Annotated in this window: 11 protein-coding genes; 4 read left to right on the top strand and 7 right to left on the bottom strand. The window is 56.1% G+C overall.

Features of this window, described 5'->3' with window-relative positions; all coding sequences use genetic code 11:
- Positions 1 to 375: 375 nt before the first annotated feature.
- Positions 376 to 1,683: a YhjD/YihY/BrkB family envelope integrity protein gene (locus F6R98_RS13580; protein ID WP_153249496.1), complete on the bottom strand. Its 1,308-nt coding sequence runs from the start codon at positions 1,681 to 1,683 to the stop codon at positions 376 to 378.
- A gap of 464 nt (positions 1,684 to 2,147) precedes the next feature.
- Between F6R98_RS13580 and F6R98_RS13585 the strand changes: the two genes are divergently transcribed.
- Positions 2,148 to 2,297, top strand: coding sequence for a DUF3096 domain-containing protein (locus tag F6R98_RS13585; protein ID WP_153249497.1), 150 nt, complete (start codon positions 2,148 to 2,150; stop codon positions 2,295 to 2,297).
- A gap of 80 nt (positions 2,298 to 2,377) precedes the next feature.
- Positions 2,378 to 2,536 (top strand): DUF3309 family protein, encoded by a 159-nt coding sequence (locus tag F6R98_RS13590; protein WP_153249498.1) that lies wholly within the window; start codon positions 2,378 to 2,380, stop codon positions 2,534 to 2,536.
- 476 nt (positions 2,537 to 3,012) lie between these two features.
- Here F6R98_RS13590 and F6R98_RS13595 read toward each other — a convergent pair whose 3' ends face one another.
- Positions 3,013 to 3,468, bottom strand: a complete 456-nt coding sequence (locus F6R98_RS13595) for a Spy/CpxP family protein refolding chaperone (RefSeq protein ID WP_194269939.1) — start codon at positions 3,466 to 3,468, stop codon at positions 3,013 to 3,015.
- Positions 3,469 to 3,840: 372 nt separating this feature from the next.
- On the opposite strand from F6R98_RS13595, the gene F6R98_RS13600 reads away from it, so the two are divergent.
- Positions 3,841 to 4,326 (top strand): Spy/CpxP family protein refolding chaperone, encoded by a 486-nt coding sequence (locus tag F6R98_RS13600; protein WP_228124872.1) that lies wholly within the window; start codon positions 3,841 to 3,843, stop codon positions 4,324 to 4,326.
- Positions 4,327 to 4,783: 457 nt separating this feature from the next.
- Here the strand turns inward: F6R98_RS13600 and treY are convergent, their stop codons facing one another.
- From treY to F6R98_RS13625, 5 genes are all read right to left on the bottom strand, one after another.
- On the bottom strand, positions 4,784 to 7,774 hold the full coding sequence (treY, locus tag F6R98_RS13605; protein WP_153249500.1) for a malto-oligosyltrehalose synthase: 2,991 nt from the start codon (positions 7,772 to 7,774) through the stop codon (positions 4,784 to 4,786).
- The gene (gene treZ, locus F6R98_RS13610; RefSeq protein ID WP_228124873.1) at positions 7,771 to 9,636 is read right to left on the bottom strand and encodes a malto-oligosyltrehalose trehalohydrolase; all 1,866 of its coding nucleotides are present in this window, start codon (positions 9,634 to 9,636) and stop codon (positions 7,771 to 7,773) included. Before treZ ends, treY begins: the two co-directional genes overlap by 4 nt.
- Positions 9,633 to 11,765 (bottom strand): glycogen debranching protein GlgX, encoded by a 2,133-nt coding sequence (gene glgX, locus F6R98_RS13615; protein WP_153249501.1) that lies wholly within the window; start codon positions 11,763 to 11,765, stop codon positions 9,633 to 9,635. The genes treZ and glgX overlap by 4 nt, the downstream gene beginning before the upstream one ends.
- A 284-nt stretch (positions 11,766 to 12,049) precedes the next feature.
- A complete protein-coding gene (gene treS / locus F6R98_RS13620) occupies positions 12,050 to 15,415 on the bottom strand; it encodes a maltose alpha-D-glucosyltransferase (RefSeq protein ID WP_153249502.1) in 3,366 nt (1,121 codons plus the stop codon).
- Positions 15,416 to 15,590: 175 nt separating this feature from the next.
- On the bottom strand, positions 15,591 to 16,376 hold the full coding sequence (locus F6R98_RS13625; RefSeq protein WP_153249503.1) for a Crp/Fnr family transcriptional regulator: 786 nt from the start codon (positions 16,374 to 16,376) through the stop codon (positions 15,591 to 15,593).
- Between the two features lie 272 nt (positions 16,377 to 16,648).
- On the opposite strand from F6R98_RS13625, the gene F6R98_RS13630 reads away from it, so the two are divergent.
- Positions 16,649 to 25,372 carry a GH36-type glycosyl hydrolase domain-containing protein gene (locus F6R98_RS13630; RefSeq protein WP_153249504.1) on the top strand — a complete coding sequence of 2,908 codons (8,724 nt, stop codon included), beginning with the start codon at positions 16,649 to 16,651 and terminating at the stop codon, positions 25,370 to 25,372.
- Positions 25,373 to 25,388: the final 16 nt, after the last annotated feature.

Genomic DNA, 25,388 nt, shown 5'->3' on the forward strand with positions numbered 1-25,388 from the left:
GATGACACTTTTCTTCGTTGAAGGAGTACCGTGCCGTAAGAAAGCATATAGGAGCCCGTATATGCAAAACGCTGAAACAAATCCATTATCCGGGCCTGCTTCACGGACCCGTTCACCGGCTCGTTGCGCACCCTCAGATGCCTGACTCACGGCATGCGCAGCACGCTTCAACTCAAAAGCGTTTCAGGCGCCAGTATTCTTTACGATCGTAATACACCCCTTGCCAATCAACATCAGATTGCCAATATTTCCCGGTAACGTTGAGTTTTAACCGATAGGTTGCAGCGGGTCTGTTCGGTAACGCACAAATCGGCCATCATTTAAAGGCTTTCTGATTTCGCCCGCACGTTACCCATGGTGAAACAATGGTTGTATTCAGTTAACATCTATTGAATTCCGCGTCACCATTTCCCGAAGAGAAAGACTGGCCACAGCAGTCTTGGCGGCAGCCTCATCGAAAATATCAATGACATTGGCAACCATAGGCGGCATGACTCCATGCTTGTTAATTAATACGGCACTGTCCCGGTCCATTCTCATTGAGCGCACGATTTCCAATATGGTAATGCCCGCTATATCCCGGACAGGCAGGTATCCGGCATCACTTCCAGCCGTTTCCACCAAAAGTCCATTTTGCTGCAGGATATCCAGGGTTTCTTCCAGCAACTCTTTTGGGAGGCTCATGGATTTTTCAAGTGCGTCCAATGTCAATGGCCTGTCTTTATTTATAAAAGCTCTGGCCACCAATACCATAATAGCCAGGCCGAGCCACTCTTTTGCATGACCACATGGATTAAGGGGTTGATATCCGCCACCAAGGCGATAGGGATACTGGAAAAACATCGCCGACTGCCCCCCAAGAAGAAGCATCAACCAGGATAATTGCAGCCACATCATGAATAGTATGATCATTAACAGATTGGAATAAATCGCATGGTAATTAGCTGACATAGTTATAAAAACACTGAACCAGTAGCCGGTAATTTTCCAGGCAATTCCACCGATAACTCCGCCGAACAATGCCGCTTTCCATAAAACCAGCGGCTTCAGGGTGTATACGTAAATAAAGCTAAATACAACGATTACCAGAAAAACAGAATAGAGTTTATCTCCCAAATTCAGCAATGTATTGTAAGGCTCTCGACCAAGCAGCTCGTGTATGGCGGAGTTACCCGGAATATATGAGGATAAACCCGCTGCCGAAAACACAAATACAGGACCCAGTAGCGTAATACTCAAATACTCTCCGGCACGCATCCCCAGGTTTACTTTTTTCTTTATACGCCAGATATGATTGAATGCAGATTCTATTTCCATAAACATGGAAACAATCATATACAACAGGGAAATCAGCCCTACAAATCCAAGCACACCAACGTTGACGCCGCCAACAAAGTCCATCAATTTACTGATTAGTATTGGCGCCTCCACACCGAGCGGTTCGAATATATGGATCAAAAATGGTTTCAGATATTCCTCTTGGCCAAATATTTTTAATAGAGAAAAAATTATGGCCAACCCGGGAATCAAAGATAGAAGCGATCTGTAGGCAAGACTGGATGCTCGATAATTCAAACCATCCTCGTTAACGGATCGTATCAGCGCGCGAGACCAGACAACAACTTTAGCCGATACTGTCGATAGATGCGAATAAGCCTGTTCTGAACAGCGGATCGAATACATATAAAATAAATCAATATAAAAACAGGAATACCATCTACGTATGCCTATCAGCGTAATAGAAAAATACGGTAGATGAAGAATAAGCGACCGTTTTCATCATACCTTAATTTTTAACTACTGACGAACTTGACAGTATAAGTGTGTCCGCATAACCATCGTGGAAATATACTCTTGTACTGCCAGCAACTCCCTTCAGGGCTGGAAAGCGAGCTAAAATAATCTTCCACGTCTGTTAGTCTTGAGCACTTACAAGGCGGCTGACGGTCGCTCCAACCTCACGTCATCCCCTCATGCAACATCAAACTCGGTAGTACTGAATGTTACCCAAACTCTCGAAAACAAAGCCATTGTCAGATGGCAGGGTTCCGCATTTCTGCCCCAGCGATCTTATGTGCGATACCGTACAGACCATTTCCAGTTCTGCCGCTAGAATGTTTTTCCACCTAATTGTGTAAGGAGGCGCCATGTATATCCAGAACGTTCAGCTCGAACCCTTACTGGCTCTTGTGATAGGGATATTGATTTTGCTGGTACCGAGGTTTTTAAACTATTTCGTGGCCGTATATCTAATCGTACGTGGCGTATTGGGACTGATGCAGCATACCTCACTATGAAGTGGTAACACTAAGGGCTAAAGCCTCGCTGCTTTGGAGGGGCTTTCCGTTTGATGTACTTTTTTCAACAGGAGCATATCATGTCACTTGGCACAATTTTACTCATCATACTTATCCTGATGCTTATTGGAGTGATTCCAACCTGGCCACATAGCCGAGGATGGGGTTATGGACCCAGCGGCGGACTTGGGCTGCTGCTGATCATCTTACTGGTACTGATCCTGACGGGCAGAATTTAGCCGACTCAGGGTCAGAATGATTTCGTTGTCACAGAGGGGATTAATTCGAAAATTCCGAGCGATTCGTTGCGATTAATATATCCCGGTTGAATATGACCGGCACCGGCAGAAAGGCGAACCGGTCAGTTCCATCGATTCCCAATAAAATATCGATAGAGCGATTGAAATAATCCATGGTGCTCGGAATGTGAAACCCGGTGAAAATCGGGCTGCCCAGCAAGAAAATTAATCGAAGCGTACCGCAAAACTGCACTGGGGAAGCATATGCCATGTAACACTGTTGTCGACGCGATACCGGCAATCGGTGCCGGTATCGCGACTTTGACATATCAACAGGCTTCAGAAGATATTAGAGAATAATATTGCGCTTCACGCCCGCAGCACATAAATCGAACACTGTAACCCTTGCAAGCGGCGCACTCGCAAACTATTTTTCTTGAAAACAACTTGCCAAGCTCCAAAGCATGTAAAAAAATTTACGGCTTATCGCAATGATAACCGTGCGGAAACTGCTCATCGAAAGTTTTGCGTTGCGCATCGGTCAGCTGCGCATAAAATGCCTTTATAGCGGTTAAATTGGTTTCTTCATGAGCAAGCCGCTCGCGCGTCAAAACCAGCCTTTTCTCCAGGCGCTCGATAACAGTCAGATTTTTCCAGGCATCATGATCAAGCTTGCTTTTCTTCCATGCCTCGCGCGACTCTTTAACTTTTCCGGCCCAGTCTTTCCATGAAGGCTCCTGGGCAGCGCTCAGCTTCAAATTCTGATGGAGCTGCTCCAGTTTTTTATCAAACTCCTCTGAACTTTTAAAAAAATACGGGCATTCCGCATGCGCCGATTTCACCTTATCGTCACCGCCCTTCGCCAGAGCGGCGCTTGAAGCCGTAAACAAAAAAAGGCTGACTATTATGGTAACAAGTATGTTTGATTTCATGATCGATCTCAGTGATGGTTGAGCGGGGAACGTGATACAAGCAATGTTAATATCATAAAACATAGCTGTATCGTAAACCGGCAGTAATAACAGTAGTGAATATGGCTAGCCTTCCGCTTCCCTGCGAAATCAATTGCAATCATTGCCAACAGAGCTTTTTCGCTACTCTCCCAGCAGCTCTTTTATTTTAATAAGCAGGATAATGTTTTATCTGTGCGTTACCGCACAATACTGAATTAACGGCTTTCACTAATTCGTTTATATGTGTCCCACCGAACGGAACACCACCTGAACAACGGAAATAATAACGCTTAAATCCGAACGCCTTGCATGGCAGATGCAGCGAAACGTCAATCCACCAGGAGAACGAACATGAAGCCAGGCAGCAACAATCTTTTCACTTGGGCCAACGCGCATTTTATTGCCGCAGCAATGCTGGTTGCCGCCTTGATATTCGCGCCGGTGCTGGTGCTCGCCACCGATAAAGATGATCACGAAGATCGTGCTGAACTGCGCATCAAGGACATGCATGCCAGACTCAAGATCACGCAGGGACAGGAGGAACAGTGGACCAAGGTCGCCCAGGTAACGCGCGACAATGCGAAAATCATGGATGCCCTGACTCAGGCAAGGCATGATCATGCCGGCGACATGACCGCTATCGATGATCTCAAATCCTACGAAGAAATCACCGATGCGCATGCGGACGGGATAAAGAAACTGACTACGGTGTTTGCCGCGCTTTATGCCTGCATGTCGGACACCCAGAAAAAGGAAGCGGATACCTTGTTCCGCCATGGTGGTGATAATGGGCAAAGCGATCTAAAGCGCGCTCACAAGACATCGGAACGCAACTGATTATGAATGCGGGTGCGCACGAATAACGCTACCCAACCTGTTTATCATAATTGCAACAAGCATCCCGGAGGAAGAAAGACATTATGAGACCTTTAATACGGCAAGCCAAATACCGCAGAGCCAGCGTCGGCAGAATACTGATAGCAATAGCTTTTGCCGGCGCGATCAGCGTTTTATCCATATCGCCGGCGTACACTGACAATGACGGTGGCCGGAGTGGTGAGCTGCATGAGGATCATGGCCGCGGTAATCACGATGGCTATAGACACCGGTCCGGATATCAGCACCACTATGGCTATGATTATGGATATCAGCCCAGGTATCAGCAACCCTATGGCTACGCGCAACCTGTCTATGTCCCGCCTCCAGTGTACTATCCGCCACAGCCGTCACCCGGCGTCAGTGTGTTTTTACCTCTAGATCTCCGCCGGTAGCGGCGGCTGGTTTACCTATCTCATCAGGACTGCACGCGCTCTCCGGCAATCAGGCCCACCGGAAATGCCGCCAGTACTCGAGCGACGGGCAGGAACCATCCGGACTGCTGCTGACAAGGCCCTAATTCTTTCCCGGAAAATACGCAGTTGTATTGCCAACCGAGCCGATGGAAAGGTATTTCCACGGTTGTATTTGCCCAAACCGCCTCTCCCAGAGGCAGGCTATCGACTTCACCCAGCAACCGTGCGAAAAAACGCGGCGCCAGCGAAATAACGGCACGCCCGCCGGTAAAGCGCGCATAAGCACACAGGTGATCAGCCTTTTCGCCCTTGACCGCCAGCGGCAAATACTTTCCTTGCTGAAACACTTCAGGCCAGCGTTCCCGTAACGCCAACGCCGAGCGGACGACCAGCAGTTTGACCCGGCCGTCTTCCATGGTATCGCACAATTCCCTTACCCCGGCGCCGCGTTGTTGCGCCGGCTGCGCGCCAAGCGTCTGCAATGCGGCCAGCAGGGTTCCGCGGCGGACGAAATCGACCGGACGCCGGTTATCCGGATCCACCAGACTGAAGTCCCATAGTTCGCAACCTTGATAAATATCCGGCACGCCTGGCGCCGTGAACTTGATCAAGGTCTGAGACAGGCTGTTAAACATTCCGAGCCGTGCTACACGCCGCTGAAAGGGGCGAAAATTCGTTGGAAACGCCCCGTTCGCCGGCGCATTGATCAACGCATCGGCAAAGGCTGTAACAGCGTCTTCGTAAGCGGCATTGGGGTTTATCCAGCTGGTATAAACTTTGGCTTCGCGCAGCGCCTTGATCAGATATTCCTTGATACGGCTATTAAAACGCGCCATTTCATCGCTGCCCGCATCCCCTGACGGCCAAAATCCCAGCAGCGTTTGATAGATGAAATATTCATCGTTGCGCGTGGGCGCCTGCATTCCGTCCACGACGCGCTTGAGATTGCCGTTGGCGCGGCTCCAATGCTTTAGCGCCAACCTCCAGGCCGCCGGTATTTCAGACAGCACGTTGAGACGCGCGCGCGCATCTTCGCTGCGCTTGGTGTCGTGAGTGGAGGTAGTCGACATGGAATGCGGAGCATGCTCTGCGCGCGCCTGATTGGCGCGATGAAATGCGCTGCGGGTCACGCCGAATCGCCGCGGGTCGCCGCCGACTTCGTTAAGCGACAACAGGCGGTGATAGATATAGGCGCTGGTGTCTTCCAGTCCTTTCGCCATAACCGGGCTGGTGAACTGCTGAAATTTCATGGCAAATACCAATACCTGCCGATGGTATTCAGGATTTTTCCCCTTTGCCGCGGCAAGTGTCAGTACCCCGCGCAAAAAATCGAAAATGCTGGTGTCCGCCGCAGTGCTTCGGCGTTTAGCCATTGCCACTGCCTGTTCGATATTGTGGCGGTCTTCCGCAACCACATCCCGGACACTGATGTAACCACGGTAAACGCGAAAACAGGCAACTATTTCGGCCAGCGCCGTACGCAATCCGTTCAGCGTGTAATCGCAGGTCCGGCGGTCGGCTTCGGCTATTTTCGAGAGCAGGTTGGCCAACACATTCAGTTCTCCCGCCAGCGCGGTCTCCATGATCAGTTTTTTGGAACGGTAGAGCAGATCGTCGAAATCGACATGCGCTCCGATAAAATTGTTATACAGGCGTTCCATGCGCTTGGCGGCGCCGGTCGCCACAAACAGCCCGTTGAGCAAATTAGTGAATTCGTAACCCGTCGTACCATGCACCGGCCAGCTTTTGCGCAACGCCTCGTTTACCGCCAGAATTTTTTCCACCACCAGGTAAGGCGCGCGCCCTACTCCCTTGCACTGAGCCTCCAGCTTGCAAAAATATGCTTCCGGATCGTACAAACCATCGGGATGATCCAGACGCAGGCCATCCAGCTTGCCTTCCCGAACCAGCCGCAACAGCAGCTGATGGGTCGCATCGAAAACCTCATCGTTCTCCATGCGCAATCCTGCAAGATCGTTGATATCGAAAAATCGCCGGTAATTTATTTCGTCCGACGCCACCCGCCAGAACGCCAGCCGGTAAGCCTGCGCTTCAATCAATAGGTGAAGCGGATCGAAACTGGCCGAGTTCCCGGCCGTGCCGTTGAAGATGAGCAGGTTCTGCTCCACAAACCCGGCGATGTCGGCATACTGTTCGACAAGACCGGCAAGATGACGCTTATGCACTTCCTTGTCGCGCCTGCGCTCCAGCTGACGTTCCGCTAAGTCTTCATCACGGGGCGGAAGATTTCTGAACGCGGTTATCAGGCTCTGATATTCCATCAATACCGGGTTGTCATGACCCAGGCGCATGCTCAGGACATCCATACGGTACGCCAAAACCTGCGGATATTCGGACGGATCCACCGGAAAGTGATGCTCGAAGTAATAAATGCCGAATTCTCCGCGCTCCGCGTCAAAGCGCAGTTGTAATTCACCATTGTCCAGCACCGCGCCATAATGGTTGCCCAGCACCGGCAATAGCACCTTGCCGCGCAGTTTGGCCTTTACCGGCGCCCAGTCAATATCAAAGAATCCGGCATGCGCGGCTGTCTGACCGTTTTCCAACACGTCCAGCCACCAGGCGTTGTCCCCGCCCTGCACGCCCATATGATTAGGCACCACGTCGAGCACCTGCCCCATGCCGTGCTCGGCGAGAGTTGTACAAAGACGCTCGAACTCCTCGTATGTGCCGATCTCGGGATTCAGCGTGTTGTGATCGATGATGTCGTAGCCGTGCCGGCTGCCGGGACGCGCCTTGAGGTAGGGCGATGCGTACAGGTGGGTGACGCCCAGCGCGCTCAGGTAGGGAACAATTTCCCGCGCCTGATTAAAAGTAAAATCGCCGTTGAATTGCAGACGATAGGTGGACAATGGAATGCGTGGCTCCGTGTTTTGCAGCTTAGCGATTTTTCGTGATGCGGCCTGACCGGCTTTGGTCCGTTTGGCTGCAATTTTTTCGACAAAAGGATTTTCATTGCCATGTGATTTCATGCGCGCTTTTCCTCAATGAACCAGGCTGCGCACCAGGGAGGCATACGCCCGGCGGAAAAAAAATCCGGCAGATCCGATTGGCTCAGATAGATAGTCTGAATCTCCCTCCCGAAAAGAGAAGGAAGGGCTATACCAGAAAAATGTTCGAAGCCTTCCACCGGACTTTCACCCAGATTAGCCAACAGCGTCATACGGGCGCCATCCCTCAGACCCCAGCGGACGATCAGACCTGACGCCCCAGCCAATTCGAATTCGCCACCGGCGCATATACCCGGCAAGCGTGGCGCTATCTGCTCGCGCCGCAGCGTCAGCATACTTCGATAATGATCGAGCCAGAACTTGTGTTGCGGCTCGTCCAGGCACCCCCAATCCAGCTTGCTACGCTCAAATGTAGCCGGAGCGTTAGGGTCGGGAATATGAGCGCGGGCGGCTGGGTTGGCAAATGCCCGAAAGCGGGCGAATTCCATGCGCCGCCCCTCGGCGATCGCCTCCGCCAGTTCACCGTGGAAATCGCAGAAAAACAGGAACGGCGTCGCCGCGGCAAACTCCTCGCCCATGAACAGCATCGGCGGCGACGGCGCCAGCAGCAGCACGCTCAGTACAACTTGCAGCGGTCTTTGTAACGCAATCATGGTAATGCGTTCGCCGTAAGCGCGGTTGCCCACTTGATCGTGCGTCTGGATAAAATTGACGAAAGCGCCGGGCGGCAGGTGTCCGCTGGGTTCGCCGCGCGGCCTGCCCTCGCGAAAACCCGAAGATTCGCCCTGGAAAGCAAAGCCCTCCGCAAGACAGCGCGCCAGATGGCGTGCCGGCTGATCGGCATAATCGGCGTAGTAACCGTCGCATTCGCCGGTCAGCAACAGGTGCAAGGCATGGTGAATATCGTCGTTCCACTGAGCGGTAAACTGTCCCTGCCGCAAATATCGAACGGCATTCGCGTCGTTTTCCAGTATCAGGTGCGCCTGTCTGGAACGTCCGGGACCGTCGTGTACCGCCGCAGCCAGTTCTTCCAGAATATCCGGTCGGCTATCGTCTGCAATGGCATGCACGGCGTCTAAGCGCAGCCCGTCCAAATGGTACTCATCAAGCCAGTACAACGCGTTGTGTATGTAAAAATCGCGCACTGTGCGGCTATCCCTGCCGTCAAAATTGATTGCCGCCCCCCATGGCGTATGATGGCGCTCGGTAAAGAACTGCGGCGCATAAGTATGAAGATAATTGCCGTCCGGTCCGAAGTGGTTGTAAACCACGTCGAGCAGCACCATCAAACCGCGCGCATGCGCGGCCTGCACCAACGCCTTCAGTTCATCCGGCGTGCCGTAGCTATGGTCGGGCGCAAACTGCAGCACGCCGTCGTAGCCCCAGTTGCGCGCGCCGGGAAAATCCGCCACCGGCATCAGTTCCACGGCGGTGACACCCAACTCCGCCAGATAGTCGAGACGCTGTATGGCGGCCGTATAGCCCCCCTCGGCCGTGAATGCGCCCAGATGCAGTTCATAGATGACCGCTTCATGCCAGGGACGACCATGCCAGTCATCGTCTTTCCAGACGAAAGCCCCGGCATCGATCACCTGGCTGGGACCATGGGCATCGAGGGGGTTTGCTCGCGAAGCCGGGTCCGGCACGCAAAGACCGCCATCGATACGATAGCGGTAAAGCGTGCCGTGCCCGGCCAGAGCCGGTGGCGTTTCGCACTGGAACCAGCCGTCCGCGAGCCGGTCCATCGTCAATACGCTTTCTTCAGCGGCCTGATTTCCCAGACACAACTCGACTGTGCGCGCCGTCGGCGCCCACAATCGAAAGATTACCTTGCCATCGGCGAGCACAGTGGCGCCAAAGGGCATTTCATGCACGCGCCTCATGTTGAGTGTATCTGTTTCAGCAGCGCCAGCACCCGCCCGCCCAACGGATAGGCTTGCCCGGTGTTGTATCGAGAAATCTCAGGCGTTCCGTTGACGCTCAGGGTATCTAGCAGGACTTCCCAATGGTGTTGTCCCTGTAGTTCCGGTAGCGTAAATGCAATATCCTCATGATGCGCATTGAGCAGCAACAGCAGATTATCGTCTCTCAAAAGACGTCCGCGCCCGTCGGTCTGCTGCAGTTTTCCGCCGTCGAAATATACGCCCAGACATCGCGAAGACGGCTGATTCCAGTCATCATCCCTGGTTTCCGAACCGTCCGGGTTGAGCCAGACGATATCTTTTACCTCCCCGGCTCTAATGGGATGCCCCTGAAAGAAATAGGAGCGCCGGAACAAGGGGTGCTGTTTGCGCAAACCGATAATCCGCCGGGTAAATTCAAGCAAATCGCTATCCTGTTGCCCAAGTTCCCACTTGAGCCAGCTGATTGCGTTGTCCTGACAATAGGCGTTGTTGTTACCCTGCTGGCTACGGCCGATCTCGTCGCCTGCAAGCAGCATCGGAACCCCTTGCGAAAACAGCAGGGTAGCGAGTAGATTGCGTTTCTGACGGCTACGCAAGGCGTTGATGGCAGGGTCCCCGGTTTCTCCCTCGACGCCGCAATTCCAGGAATGGTTATTGTCGCCGCCATTGGGATTTGCTTCCAGATTGGCCTCGTTATGCTTGTCGTTGTAGGTCACCAGGTCATGCAGGGTAAACCCGTCGTGGGCGCTGATGAAATTGATGCTGGCATGCGGCTTGCGTCCGCTACGTTGGTACAGGTCGCTGGACCCTGTCAGGCGTTGCGCCAGCTCCCCGATCAGCCCCTCATCGCCCTTCCAGTAGGCGCGAATACTGTCGCGATACTTATCGTTCCATTCAGCCCAGCCCAGCGGAAAATTTCCGACTTGATAACCGCCTTCGCCCAGATCCCAGGGTTCGGCAATCAGTTTGATGGTACTCAGCACAGGGTCCTGGCGGATGGTGTCGAAGAAGGTACCAAGCCGGTTCACCTCATGCAACTCGCGCGCCAGCGTGGAAGCCAGATCGAAACGGAAGCCATCCACATGCATTTCCAGCACCCAATAACGCAGGCTGTCCATCATCAACTGCAGCACGCAGGATTGCTGCATGTCCAGGGTATTGCCGCAGCCGGTGTAGTCCATGTAATAGCGCGGATTATCGCCCATCAGACGATAATAGGAAACATTGTCGATGCCGCGGTACGACAGCGTCGGACCGAGTTGATTTCCCTCGGCGGTATGGTTGTACACCACGTCCAGAATAACCTCGATGCCCGCTTTATGCAGCGTTTTCACCATGGTTTTAAACTCGCTGATCTGGCCGCTGGCCGAGTAACGGATATCAGGCGCCATGAAGCCGATCGAGTTATATCCCCAGTAATTGCGCATCCCTCGTTCGACCAGGTGGCGGTCGTCAAGGAAAGCATGCACAGGCATGAGTTCAACTGTCGTCACGCCCAGACGCCGTAGATGTTCGACGGCCGGATCCATAGCCAACCCGGCATAGGTGCCGCGAAACTGCGGAGGGATGTCGGGATGCTGCATGGTGAAGCCCTTGACGTGCGCCTCATAAATCACCATATCGCGCCAGTGTATGTCCGGTGGATGGTCGTTGCCCCAGATGAAGGTTTGATCGACAACCCGGCACTTCGGCATGTTGCCGGCATTGTCGCGGCGATTAAAGGAAAGATCGGCGTCCTTGCTGCCGATGCGGTAACCGAAATGAGCGTCGCTCCAGCGGGGAGTTCCCACTATATCCTTCGCATAGGGTTCTATCAGCAGCTTGTTGGAATTGAAACGATGCCCCTCCTGCGGACGATAAGGTCCATGCGCACGGAAACCATACAGCAGCCCGGGACGAGCTTCGGGCAGAAAGCAGTGCCAGACCCAATTGGTGCGCTCCTGCAGTTCGATACGCTGAACTTCGTTCCGTCCATTGGCGTCGAACAGGCACAATTCGATTTTTTCGGCATGCTCGGAAAAAATGGCGAAATTCACGCCTTCGCCGTCCCAATAGGCGCCGCGCGGATAGGGACGCCCCGGCCATACCGCCGTAATCATGTTGGTCATATTGCATCCTCCGGTCCGGATTATTGTCCTTGATGAATAACGCCTCTCACGCCTGCCCATCGCTATCACGAGCGTCGAGAAACAAACAACTTGAACCCTCCCCTCTCTCTGGGCATAGGTATCTGCACAAGCGCCCTCTCCTGCGGAGCGTAGGCGGGGTTTTGCAAAGCATGCTTCGCACCGCCCCATAGCCGGACTGTATTGCACCACAGTCCGGCTATGGGGCGCGGAGCGGGGTTACCGCGAGGGATAAAAGACTATATTATTCAATAATATTATTGCAATCATGACCCGCCGTTTACCGCCTGTTGCAATAGCGCCAGTATGCCCCGCAGTGGAATAAAAGCCCGGTCCGGGCGGTTGTCAAGTTCGTAGCGCACCGCGTAGAGCGCCTTTTCCAGCAGGAACAGGTCGAGTAAACCGCGTCGCGACGATGACGCTGCCAACAATTCCGATCCATGCACCGCTTCATCATAAGCTACGAGGAAAACGCGCCCGGCCTCGGCTTCCCATTCGCGCAGCAAGGGCTCGAATTTCGTCCAATCTTCGGTTCGTTCCGCGCTGTCGTGCGTATGCGCGGTATGAGCGGCATAGCTGAACGAAAGCAGCATGCTCGCCACATCTTTCAGGGGCGAATGTTTGCGACAACGCTCTGAAAGCGGGCGTGCGGAGTCGCCTTCAAAATCGATGATCACGAAATCATTCTGCGTAAGCAAGGCTTGCCCCAAATGATAATCGCCATGGCATCTTGTCTTGACCGCCTGCACCTGCCGCCCGCCTATGCAATTCTGTAGATGATCCGCAAGTAAATTGCGCTGCGCAAGCAAGGTCAGGGCGACCTCTCGAACAGTCTCGGTGAGCTCATTCTTCAGACGATCGAGCAGATCCAGCGTGACGACCGCCTCCGCTTGCACATGCCGGACCCAATCCGCGATATCGTTATCGGTAACCGGCTCCGGGTCGAATGCTGCATCGCCCGTTGCCGTACCCAGCGCATTGTGCAGTTCACCGGTACGCCGACCGAGCGTGCGTATCAGAACCAGATAAGCGCCGTGCGCTTGCGCCGCCGCTATCGGCGAGGCGACTTCCGTGCGGCATTCTTCGATGAAACGCGCAAGATAATCCAGCGTGTAAACCCAGCAATTGCCCTGGTTTTCGACATAGCCTTGCAGCAAGGCAAGGGTAATGCAGCCGCCGTCCCCGGACTCATACTCGACGGCGCCGGCCAAAGGCGCGATATTGGGAAATTTGGCCACATCGGTCAGAAAACGACCGATATCAAATTCCGGCTGCGTCCCGATTTGCAGACGCCGGTAGCCTTTCAGAAATAGCCGCTCACCCAGTACAACGGTAGTATTGTTGCCCTGCATGGCGGCCGTACGTACCGGAAGCTCGGCCGCCCCTGCTCCGGCCATCCCGGCGTAGGCGTTGCCGGGCAAAAAACGAATGACGCCCCGTTCGCAGGCCAGCGTTCGACCAGCGCCGATCGCCAGCACCAGCGCCCGGCAAAACACCTGATCGGCAAACGCATCGCTCAGGATGCCAAGCTGAGCCTGCCTGCGCACTTTGGCCACGGTATTAGCCGACATGGCATGCAGGCGTTCCGGGTCGCCATTTTCCCAGGCCAGCGCGAGCGGCAAAAAATAGCTTGGCGGCTTTTCTCCTGTCGCGCCTTCAACACCGACCAGAGCCAGTAGCCACTGGCAATCCTCATATCTCCACTCGGCATTATCGCCAATGGTCACGCAACGTACCGGCTCGCCCCTGCCGTCAAGCCAGCGCTGCGCCACGACAAAGCGCGGCAACGCATCCTTTTCGAGTTGACCACGCACTCTTTCCGCCATCGCAACCCTCCAAGGCTCAACCCGATCCCGAAAGAAACTGCGCCAGCCATCGAACAAAACCAGGGTCGGCAATTCCTCTAACGGCAAGTGCTCCTCGTGCCAAGCCGGAACCTCTTCGCTGTCGGCCAGCTGAAACCAGTAGAAATTATGACCTGGCAAGGTGAGGAGATAGGGTAATTCGCCTATCGGCGGGAAAACCGAACGCCCCATCAATTCCACAGGCACACAGCCTTGATACGCCGACAGATCAAGCTCGACCGCTTGCGCAGCGCGAGACAGATTACCGACACAAAGAATAATGTCGTCTTCATATACCCTGAAATACGCGAGTATCTTGCGATTACCGGGATGCAAAAAAACCAGTTTCCCGCGACGGAACGCAGGATGATTTTTACGCACCGCCAACACGCGCCGCATCCAGTTCAACAGCGAAGCGCGTTCGCGCAGCTGCGCCTCAACATTGACTGCGCCGTAGCCATACACAGGGTCCATGATGGGCGGCAGATACAGGCGCTGCGGATCGGCGCGGGAAAAGCCGGCGTTGCGGTCAGGACTCCACTGCATGGGGGTGCGCACGCCGTTGCGGTCGCCAAGGAAAAAATTATCCCCCATGCCGATTTCGTCGCCATAATAGATGATAGGCGAACCCAGCATGGAAAACAGCAGACTGTTCATCAAGCGGATTTTGTTGATCTCATTGTCCATCAGCGGCGCCAGCCGGCGCCGGATGCCGATGTTCAGGCGCGCGCGCGGATCGCCGGCATACATCTGGTACATGTAGTCTCGTTCCTTGTCGGTGACCATCTCCAGGGTAAGCTCGTCGTGGTTGCGCAGAAAAATAGCCCATTGGCAGGTTTCCGGTATATCCGGGGTCTGGCGGATGATGTCGACGATGGGATGCCGATCCTCCTGGGCAATGGCCATGTACATTCTCGGCATCAGCGGAAAATGGTAAGCCATATGACATTCATCGCCATCACTGAAGTAGTCGCTCACGTCTTCCGGCCACTGATTGACTTCGGCGAGAAACACGCGATTCCGGTAATGTTTGTCGAGCACGGCGCGCATTTGTTTGATCACGCCGTGCGTTTCCGGCAGGTTTTCGTTTTGAGTACCCTCGCGCACGCACAAATAGGGGATCGCGTCCAGACGCACGCCGTCGACGCCACGGTCCAGCCAGAAACGCATGAGCCGGATAACCGCCTTCACCACCTGCGGGTTATTGTAGTTGAGGTCCGGTTGATGAGAGAAAAAACGATGCCAGTAATAGGCATGCGCCTCCTCATCCCACGCCCAATTGGATTTTTCGGTATCGGTAAAAATCACCCGCGTCTCGGGGAATTTCCGGTCGCTATCGCTCCATATGTAAAAATTACGCTTGCTCGAACCCGCCGGCGCGCGGCGCGCAGCCTGAAACCAGGGATGCCGGTCGGAAGTATGATTAATAACCAGCTCGGTGATGACCTTGAGACTGCGGCGGTGCGCATCCTTCACAAACTGCCGGAAATCGGCCATGTCCCCATACTCGGGATGAACCATGCGATAGTCGGCTATGTCATAACCGTCATCGCGCATCGGCGAAGGGTAGAAAGGCAACAACCAGAGGGTGTTCACTCCCAGATCCTGAAGATAATCGAGTTTCTGGATCAAACCGGCGAAGTCTCCGACACCATTATTGTCGCTGTCGAAAAAAGCCTTGACGTGCAATTCGTAAATAACCGCATCTTTATACCAGAGCGGATTATTCATCCAGGACTCGTTGTCCACGGGCGTTTTTTTTAACTCACCGGACTGGGTATCGCTCATCGCGCCCTCTTACTGAAAGTAGCCAAAGTCCCGTTCGGTAAGAACGTGCCGGCGTGGTGAAAATAGGCTCGGGCGCTACCTGCGGACCGAGTTCAATGCTGTTGACTCATAAAAGAAACGCCTGCTTCTGTAGATATTACCAACCTTGAAAAACCACGACAGTTCCAGCTTCGCATCAATTATAAACGGCAGCACTGTGTGTGGGGGACGGAGGCGGGAGGCGGCCTGAGTCAACGGTATGGGTGCTTAAGCCGCGCGGCAACAGGCGATCGAATTCCGATTTGACCACTTGGTAGCACTCGCAGACCCGCGCTTCCAATCCCGGTCGATTCAGCACCGTAATGTGACCGCGGCTGTAATGTATCAATCTCGCTCGCTGCAATTTCCCTGCGGCCTCGGTAACGCCCTCGCGCCGCACGCCCAGCATATTGGCGATCAATTCCTGGGTCATGAGCAACTCGTTTCCGGGTAGCAGGTCGAGACTCAGCAGCAGCCAGCGGCAGAGTTGCTGGTCCACCGAATGATGTCGATTACAGGCCGCCGTCTGCGCCGTCTGGGTAAACAGCGACTGGGTATAGTTCAGCAGCAAACGCCGCAGCACTCCGCTGCGATTGAACTCCTGCTGCAGTATGTGTTCCCTCAGCCGATAAGCGTAGCCGGCGCTCTGCACGACAGCCCTGTTAGGCATGGTTCCGCCCCCCATGACCAGGGTCACGCCGATAACTCCATCGTTGCCAATCACGGCTATTTCGGCCGACGCTCCGTTCTCCATGACGTAAAGCTGGGATACGATGCCGTTCGTCGGGAAATAGGCGTGACGCAAGCTGTCGCCGCACTCGTAAAGAACGTCGCCGAGCGGCATCGGAACCAGTTCCAGATGAGGGTGCAGCCGCTCGTATTCGACCACAGGCAGCGCTGCGAGGACACGGTTTTGTCGAGGTAGATGCAAACTGATAGTCATAATACGCCACCCAGGTTTTCTTTAATTTAATTAAAATAAAATGCGGCTCATCTCCCTTTGGTCATCGTGCTCCTGTAACTTCCTCACTATGAGGGTGTCACGCACGTGTGTGCTGTTTAGCACACAACACCCATCTATTCAAGAATATTTATCAGGATCGGATTGGAGAAAAAACGGCTGCAAGCCGCGGCAGCGACCGAGTGTGCGTTACCGTACAGACTGCAACCGCCGTTGCGGTTAGCCTTCCATTTTGGGGCTCGGAGAATCAAACCATGTTGAAGCGGCGAGAACGAAGACGGCACGCCCGGGTCGGCCATCCAGGCGACGGCGAAACGCCCATCAGGTTCGAGTTATTCAGCACCGAACGGCTGGAACAGCATGCGGTAAGCCTGGCTCGGGCGCAGAAAGTCAGCAGCATTAAGAAAGGACGAAAACTGATTCCGCGGGTGCGCGACAACGCCGGGGTATTGCTTGACGCCTATAAAGCGGTTGCCAAAGCGGTAGGCGAGCAACACGCCATCACACCGGCGGCGGAATGGCTTCTGGACAACTTTCATGTGATCGAAGAGCAGGTCAGCGATCTCTATTTCGACTTGCCCGAAAGCTATTATCGGGAACTGCCCAAGCTGGCCGAAGGCGTACTCGCCGGTTATCCCCGCGTTTACGGCATCGCCTGGGCTTTTGTAGCCCATACCGACAGCCGTTTTGACGCGCAATTGCTGATGCACTTTGTGCGGGCGTATCAAAGCGTCGAACCGCTCACGCTCGGCGAACTATGGGCGATACCGAGTACGCTGCGCGTCTTGCTGGTCGAAAATCTGCGCCGTCTGGCGGTCCGCATCATGCATTCGCAAACCGGCCGCCGGCTGGCGAACGATTTCGTCGATCGCGTCGAACAAATCGCCGCATCGACGGATAAACCGGACCCGCCGCTTCCTGCAACGGAACTGCCGGAGATTCCGTTGCGTCAGGCCTACGCCGTGCAAATCCTGCAGCGCTTGCATGACCCTCATCCGGGCAGCGCGCCATCCCTTGATTTACTGAATGACTGGCTGAACGAACAAGGCATCAGTCTCGATGAAATCGTGCGTCTGGAGCATGCCGACCAGATTGCCGACAACGTAACCGTTCGCAACATCATCACCAGCATGCGCGCGATCTCCACTTTCGAGTGGCCGCAGTTCGTCGAGGACGCCAGTCTGGCGGACGCCTGCCTGCGCGCTCACGAAGGTTATGCTGCGATGGACTTTTTGACCCGGGATCGCTATCGCCACGCCATCGAGGATCTCGCCAAACGTTCTCCGCATTCCGAACTGGAAATCGCTCGCTGGGTAATATCCAGGGTACAACGCACAGACGAACACGTCGCAACCGACGAACGGCAAACGGAACCAGGCTATTATCTGATCGGCGACGGACGCTTTGAGTTCGAACGGGAGGTCGGCTTTAAGCCTGCGCTTAAACAACAGCTCCTGCGCGTTTGTGTCGCCAATGCGGGACTCGCATATACAGGAAGCCTGGTGCTGTTGACGCTGCTGTTGCTGGCGCTTCCCTTGAGCGCAAGCTTCGCCGCAGGACTCGGCGGACTGCAAATATCCCTGATTGCATTGTTGGTCATATTTCCGGCCTCGGATATCGCCGTCGGCCTGATGAACCGGCTTATAGTCGCCGGTCTTCCTCCGCGTCATCTGCCGCGATTGGAGTTTAAGGACGGCGTGCCGCCGGCGTTGAGCACGTTCGTGGTGGTGCCGACGATGTTCGTCAGCGCCGCCGGGGTAAAGGAGCAGATCGAGCAGATGGAAGTCCGCTACCTGTCCAATCCGGACGGTCGGATCTTATTTGCGCTGTTGTCTGACTGGGCTGACGCGGCGCAGGAAACCATGCCGGGCGATGACCGATTGCTGGATGCCGCCGTTACTGCGATAGCCGCGCTTAACGCTAAATACGAAAGTCAGCGATTCTTCGTATTCCACCGTAAACGCTTGTGGAATCCGAGCGAAGGGATGTGGATGGGCTGGGAACGCAAACGCGGCAAACTGCACGAATTCAACCGCCTGCTGCGCGGTGCAACCGATACTTCCTTTCTGCCGATAGCCGGAGAACCGGCTGCCGCTCCACCCGGCGTCTGCTATGTCGTAACCCTGGATGCCGACACCAAACTGCCCATGGACGCCGTATCCCAATTGGTAGGCGTTGCCGCCCATCCTCTGAACCGGCCCGTGTTCGACCCGATTACCCAGCGTGTCGTGAACGGCTACGGCATTCTCCAGCCGCGCGTGACGCCTACCCTGCCGCTACGCCGGGAATGCTCGATGTTTCATCAATTTTTTGCCGGAGCTTCCGGTACCGACGCTTATGTAAGCGAAGTATCGGAACTTTATCAGGACCTGTTCGCACTCGGCACTTACGGGGGCAAGGGCCTGTATCACGTAGACACTTTCGAAGCCGCGCTGGCCCGGCGCGTGCCGGAAAACACCCTGCTCAGCCATGATTTATTCGAAAGCGTATTCGCGCGTTGCGCGCTGGTAAGCGATATCGAGTTCTTCGAGGAATTCCCCTCACATACCGAGGTTGCGGCATCGCGGGGACACCGCTGGACCCGCGGCGATTGGCAGCTGTTACCGTGGATATTCGGACCTCGCGGGAAAAGTCTGCCGATGATCGGGCGCTGGAAGATGTTCGACAACTTGCGCCGATCCCTTTCGGCGCCGGGCGCCTTCTTCACACTGGCGGCAAGCTGGACTATTCCGGATGCGCCGCAGGCCGTCATGATCGGACTGGTGCTGACGGCCATGACCTTTCCCGCTATTCTCGCCTTCATAAGCGGGTTTACCGCGCCCCGTCGCGGCATATCTCTGCCTACCCATCTGCGTGCTGCGGGAGAGAATGTATTATGGGCTTGCGGCAACAGTCTGGTGGCGTTGACCTTGCTCGCGCAACAGGCCTGGCTGATGGCCGACGCCATCGCTCACACCCTGGTGCGGCTGTTCATTACCCGGCGCCGCTTGCTGAAGTGGGTTACCGCGCTGCAGGCAAAAACAGCGGCGGACCACAAACTGAAGAATCTCATCCGCCCGTTGGGCAGTTCGTCGGCGGTCATTGTGATCGCAGGCGCGGCAGTGCTGATTTTTAATCCTGACGGGATCAAGGCCGCCGCACCGTTTCTGCTGTTATGGTGGCTGGCTCCGGTCGTCGCCCGCACGCTGAGTCTCCCGCCGAAACCCGACCGGGCAGAATCCCTGCTACCCGAAGACAGTTTGCGGCTGCGTTTGATCGGCAGGCGTATCTGGCGTTTTTTCACAACCTTCGTGACTGTGGAAGAAAGCTATCTGCCGCCGGATAATTTTCAGGAAGATCCGCAGCCTGTTATCGCTCATCGCAGTTCGCCCACCAACTTCGGCCTCTATCTGTTATCCGTCGTGGCCGCCCGGGATTTCGGCTGGCTCGGATTGATCGACACCGTGGATCGGCTCGAAGCGACTCTGACAACACTCAATGCGCTGCCGCGTCTGCACGGCCATTTTTACAACTGGTACGACACCCGCAATCTGCAAGTGCTGGAACCCCGGTATGTATCAACGGTGGACAGCGGCAACCTGGCGGCGCATCTGCTGACACTGGCGCAAGCCTGCCGGGAAACGTTGCAACAGCCGCTTTCATTCTCCACCGCGTTGAGCGGCCTGACGGATACGCACCGACTGCTGATGGACGCGCTCGCAGGCATTACCGATGATCGGCGTACAGTCACCGTGTCCTTGAAAGAGCTGAGGCAGAAAGTGGTCTCGCTTGGGAAGCTTTTGGAAAACCATCCCGTTGACCCGCACGCCTGGAACCGGCACTGGCGGCAATTGATGCGCCGCGCCGATGCTCTGCTGGATCTGGCGCGCGCCTATGCCGCCGAACGCGGCGATACATACGACAGCGAAGTGCCGGCGTGGGCCAGGTTGCTGCGCAATGACATCCGTTCGCATGTGCGCGATGCGGATAGCCTGATGCCATGGATTCAGTTCGCGGACCGGCTGGACGCCGGCGCGGAATCTTCCGGCTTAAGCCGGCAAAGCGGGAAAACCGACTCAACCGCATTGAGCCTGAACACCCCGCTGAATGAACTCGCAGGCCACTATGCGCTGTGTCTGGCTGATATGGACGCTTTGTCTGAAAAGCTGCCGGCGCCGGGCGACCGGGAGACGCTGACCATGACCTTGCGGTACGCCGGCGATCAGGCCGGTACGCTGACGAAGCGCCTGGAAAAAATGGCAGCGCGACTGGACGCCCTGTTCCACGAAATGGACTTTCGTTTCCTTTATAACACCGAATGCCACATGCTTTCTCTCGGTTACCGTATCAATGAAGGCGACCTCGATCCCAGCTATTACGATCTGCTTGCCTCCGAGGCGCGCCTATCCAGTTTCGTTGCGATAGCCAAACGCGATGTGCCGGGTACGCACTGGTTCCATCTTGGGCGCAAGGTCACGCGCGCCGCGCATGGCACCGTGCTGCTGTCGTGGTCGGGATCGATGTTCGAATATCTGATGCCTTCCCTGGTAACCTTCACCCCGCGTTACAGTCTGCTCGATCAGACCTGCCGTCTGGTCGTAAAACGGCAGATCGAATACGGCAAAGAGCGCGGCGTTCCATGGGGAGTATCGGAATCGGCTTTCAATGGCCGCGACCTTTCCTTTACCTACCAGTACTCCGCTTTCGGCGTACCCGGTCTGGGGATGAAACGGGGACTCGGCGAAGAAATGGTGATCGCTCCCTACGCCACGGCGCTGGCCGCGATGTATCTTCCGCACGCGGCAGCGGAAAATTTCGAGTGTTTGGAAAAGGAAGGGGCATTGGGCCGTTTCGGATTCTATGAAGCGCTCGATTTCACGCCGATCAGGCTGGCGGAAGGCCAGCGTGTCGCGCTGGTGCGCTGCTACATGGCTCACCATCAGGGCATGTCACTGGTGGCATTCGCCAATGTGGTGCACGACGGAGCGATGCGCCATCGCTTTCATCGCGCGCCGTTGATTCAGGCAGCCGATCTGCTGCTGCAGGAACGCATCCCGCGCGGAGCGGATACCAGCGTAATGCCGCTGATTGAGGAACTTTCCGAAATAAGGGAGTCCGTGCAGCCGCCGGTGCGGCGCGTTCCCTCGCCCACAGCGCCGTCGCCTTCCGCGCACCTGCTCTCCAATGGCCGTTACGCAGTGATGATCACCGCTGCCGGCTCAGGCTACAGCCAATGGCGGAATCTGGCGGTGACGCGCTGGCGCGAGGACGCCACGCGCGATGCCTGGGGCAGTTATATCTATCTGCGCGATGTCGCAAGCGGCCAGGTGTGGTCCGCCGGCTATCAGCCTACCGTCGTTGCCCCCGACCTCTACGAGGTAATCTTTGTCGAAGACCGCGCGCGCATCACTCGCACCGACGGCAACATGGTCAGCACGCTGGAGATTCTGGTATCACCCGAGGACGATGCGGAAATCCGCCGTCTGAGTTTGACCAATAACGGGAGAAACGCCAGGGAAATCGAAATCACCTCCTATGCGGAGATCGTGCTCGCCTCCTCACAGGCGGACATCGCGCACCCTGCTTTTTCCAATTTGTTCGTGCATACCGAGTATCTGCCTCAAGCGCCGGGACTGATCGCTCAACGGCGGCAGCGCGCGGACGGCGATCCGAACATATGGGCGGCCCATGTGCTGACCGGCAGACAAACCGGCGACGGAATCCAATACGAAACCGACCGTACCCGTTTCGTCGGGCGCGGACAAACGCTGCGCGAACCGATTGCCGTAATGGATGGCCGCCCGCTGACCAACACGGTTGGCGCCGTTCTCGACCCGATATTCAGCCTGCGCACGCGGATTCGAATTGCGGCAGGCGCAACCGAACATGTGACATTCACCACGCTGGCCGCCGCTACGCGCCAGGCGATTGTCGATGCATCGGACAAATACCACAATGTCGCCGTATTCGAGCGCGTGTCAGCCATGGCGTGGACTCATGCCCATGTGCAGTTGCATCATCTGCGCACCAAACCGGACGAGGCTCTGCTGTTTCAGGACCTGGCCAACCGGGTGATCTATGCCGACGCTTCGCTGCGCCCGCCCGGCAGGATCATGCAGATGAATACCTTGAACGTCGCCGCGCTGTGGCGGCACGGTATCTCGGGAGACCGCCCCATCGTATTGCTGCGCGTAACCGGGCAGGAAGACCGCACCATCGTCGAGCAACTGCTGCGCGCCCACGAATACTGGCTCATGAAAGGACTTATCGCCGATCTGGTCATCCTCAACGAAAAGGAACTGTCCTATATCGATGACCTGCAGATGCTGCTGGAAAACATGGTGCGCGAAAATCAGGCGCTTACGACCCATCATCTGCACGAAAATCATGCCATGATTTTTGTGATACGCGTAGATCAACTTTCGCTGGAAGAACAGCGTTTGCTGCAGACTGCCGCGCGCGCGGTGCTTTTCAGCAAAAGAGGCACGCTGGCGGAACAACTGTTGAGACACTCGCGCCCGGCAACGGCTTTCGTTGCGCCCAGGCTTTTATCCGCCCCCGAAACTCAGTCGCCTCGCTTGACCGTACCCCAGCTCGAATTTTTCAACGGACTCGGCGGCTTTGCCGAAAATGGACGCGAATACGTCATCGTGCTTGACAACGGCCAGTGGACGCCGGCCCCATGGGTCAATGTGATAGCCAGCGCCGGGTTCGGCTTTACTGTTTCGGAGCTGGGCAGCGCATGCACCTGGTGCGGCAACAGCCGCGAAAACCAGTTGACGCCCTGGTCGAACGATCCGGTCAGCGATCCGTCGGGAGAGGTTTTCTACTTGCGCGACGACGAAAGCAACGAGCTATGGAGTCCGACCGTTTTGCCGATCCGGATCGACAATGCAAGCTACGTAATACGTCACGGGCAGGGCTACAGCCGTTTCGAGCACGCATCCCATGGCATACACAGTGAGCTGCTGCAGTTCGTCGCCCCGGACGACCCTGTCAAGCTATCGTCGCTGACGCTGAAAAACATTTCCGGACGCACCCGCCGGCTGACGGTCGCCGCCTACGTGGAATGGGTGCTCGGTGCCTCGCGCAGCGTGACCGCGTCTCACATCATCACCGAACAGGACCAGAGTACCGGCGCGCTGTTCGCCTCCAACCCCTGGGACATGGAGTTCGGCCACCGCATCGCTTTCGCCTGTGTTGCAGGTAAATCCAGCGGATGGACCTGTGACCGGGCTGAATTCATCGGACGTAACGGGAGTCTGGGCGCGCCGGCGGGTCTGCTGCGTTCCGGGCCGCTGAAGAACCGCGCAGGCGCAGGCCTGGATTCGTGCGCAGCCGTGGAGACGGTAATCGAACTCGCGCCCGGCGAAAGCACGGAGATCGTTTTCCTGCTGGGACAAGGCAATGACCGCGCCCATGCCGGAGAGCTGATTCGGCGCTACCGGGCAACCGACACAGCAACGACGTTTTCCCTGGTAACTCAATCGTGGAAGCGGGTACTCGCCAAGGTTCAGGTGAAAACGCCGGATCGGGAGCTCGATATGTTGTTAAACGGCTGGCTGCTCTATCAAACCCTGAGTTGCCGCCTATGGGCGCGGGCCGCCTTTTATCAGGCGGGCGGCGCTTTCGGCTTTCGCGATCAATTGCAGGACAGCATGGCGCTGGCTGTCAGCCGGCCCGATCTGGCCCGCGCCCACATACTATGCGCCGCCGCGCGGCAGTTCGGCGAAGGCGATGTGCAGCATTGGTGGCACCCGCCCACCGGACGCGGCGTGCGCACCCGCTTTTCAGACGACCGCGTCTGGCTGCCTTATGTCGTATCCCACTATATCCGGACTAGCGGCGACGCCGGAATACTTGATGAGATGCTGCCTTTTCTGGAAGGCCCCGAGCTGGGAGCGGAACAGGATGACGCCTATTACCAGCCGGGTCAGTCTATGCAGCAGGCCGCCCTTTTCGAGCACTGCGCGCGCGCGCTCGACCTGAGCCTGAAAAACGGCGTTCACGGTATGCCGCTGATGGGCAGCGGCGACTGGAATGACGGCATGAATCGGGTAGGCAATCAGGGAAAAGGAGAAAGTGTATGGCTGGCGTGGTTCCTGCTCGCCACGCTCCCGGAGTTCGCAACCCTGGCGGAAACGCGCGGAGACGGCGAGCGGGCCATCCGCTGGCGCGAGCATGCCGTCCATCTGACAACCGCGGTTGAAGCGCAGGCATGGGATGGCGCATGGTACCGTCGCGCCTTTTTCGACGACGGCGCGCCGCTCGGTTCCGCAGCCAATAGCGAGTGCCGCATCGATTCGATTGCCCAGAGCTGGGCTGTTATTTCCGGCGCAGCCGGGACAGAGCGGGCGCGGCAGGCGATGTCGTCGGTGCGGGAATACCTGGTGCGCTACGGCGACGATCTGGTATTGCTGTTCACCCCGCCCTTCGTCAAGGCCGAACGCGACCCCGGTTACATCAAGAGCTATCCTCCGGGCGTGCGCGAAAACGGGGGGCAATATACCCACGCGGCAATCTGGTCGGTCATCGCCTACGCCATGCTCGGCGAAGGCGATCAGGCTGTGGAATTGCTGCGCATGCTGAATCCGATCAAGCGCACGGCCACCCGTACCGGCGTTTACGCCTACAAGGTCGAGCCCTATGTCCTGCCGGCGGATATCTACTCGGAATCCCCCCACGCGCGGCGCGGCGGCTGGACCTGGTACACCGGCGCTGCGGGGTGGTTTTACCGAGCCGGAATGGAGTCGATATTAGGCCTGCAGGTACGCGCCGGTAAACTGGTCTTCGATCCCTGCATACCCAAAGCGTGGCGCGATTACAGCATGGTTTATCAGCATGAAACCACGCGCTATGACATCGCTGTTGAAAATCCGAATGGGGTAATGCGCGGCGTAGTCTCAACGGAATTGGATAGCGAATATCAGAAAAACAGTAACAGCATTACCTTGCAGGACGACGGACGAGTACATCGGGTTCGGGTGGTGCTGGGTTGAAAATCGAATAAATACG

The organism is Candidatus Methylospira mobilis (assembly GCF_009498235.1).
Classification (GTDB): domain Bacteria; phylum Pseudomonadota; class Gammaproteobacteria; order Methylococcales; family Methylococcaceae; genus Methylospira; species Methylospira mobilis.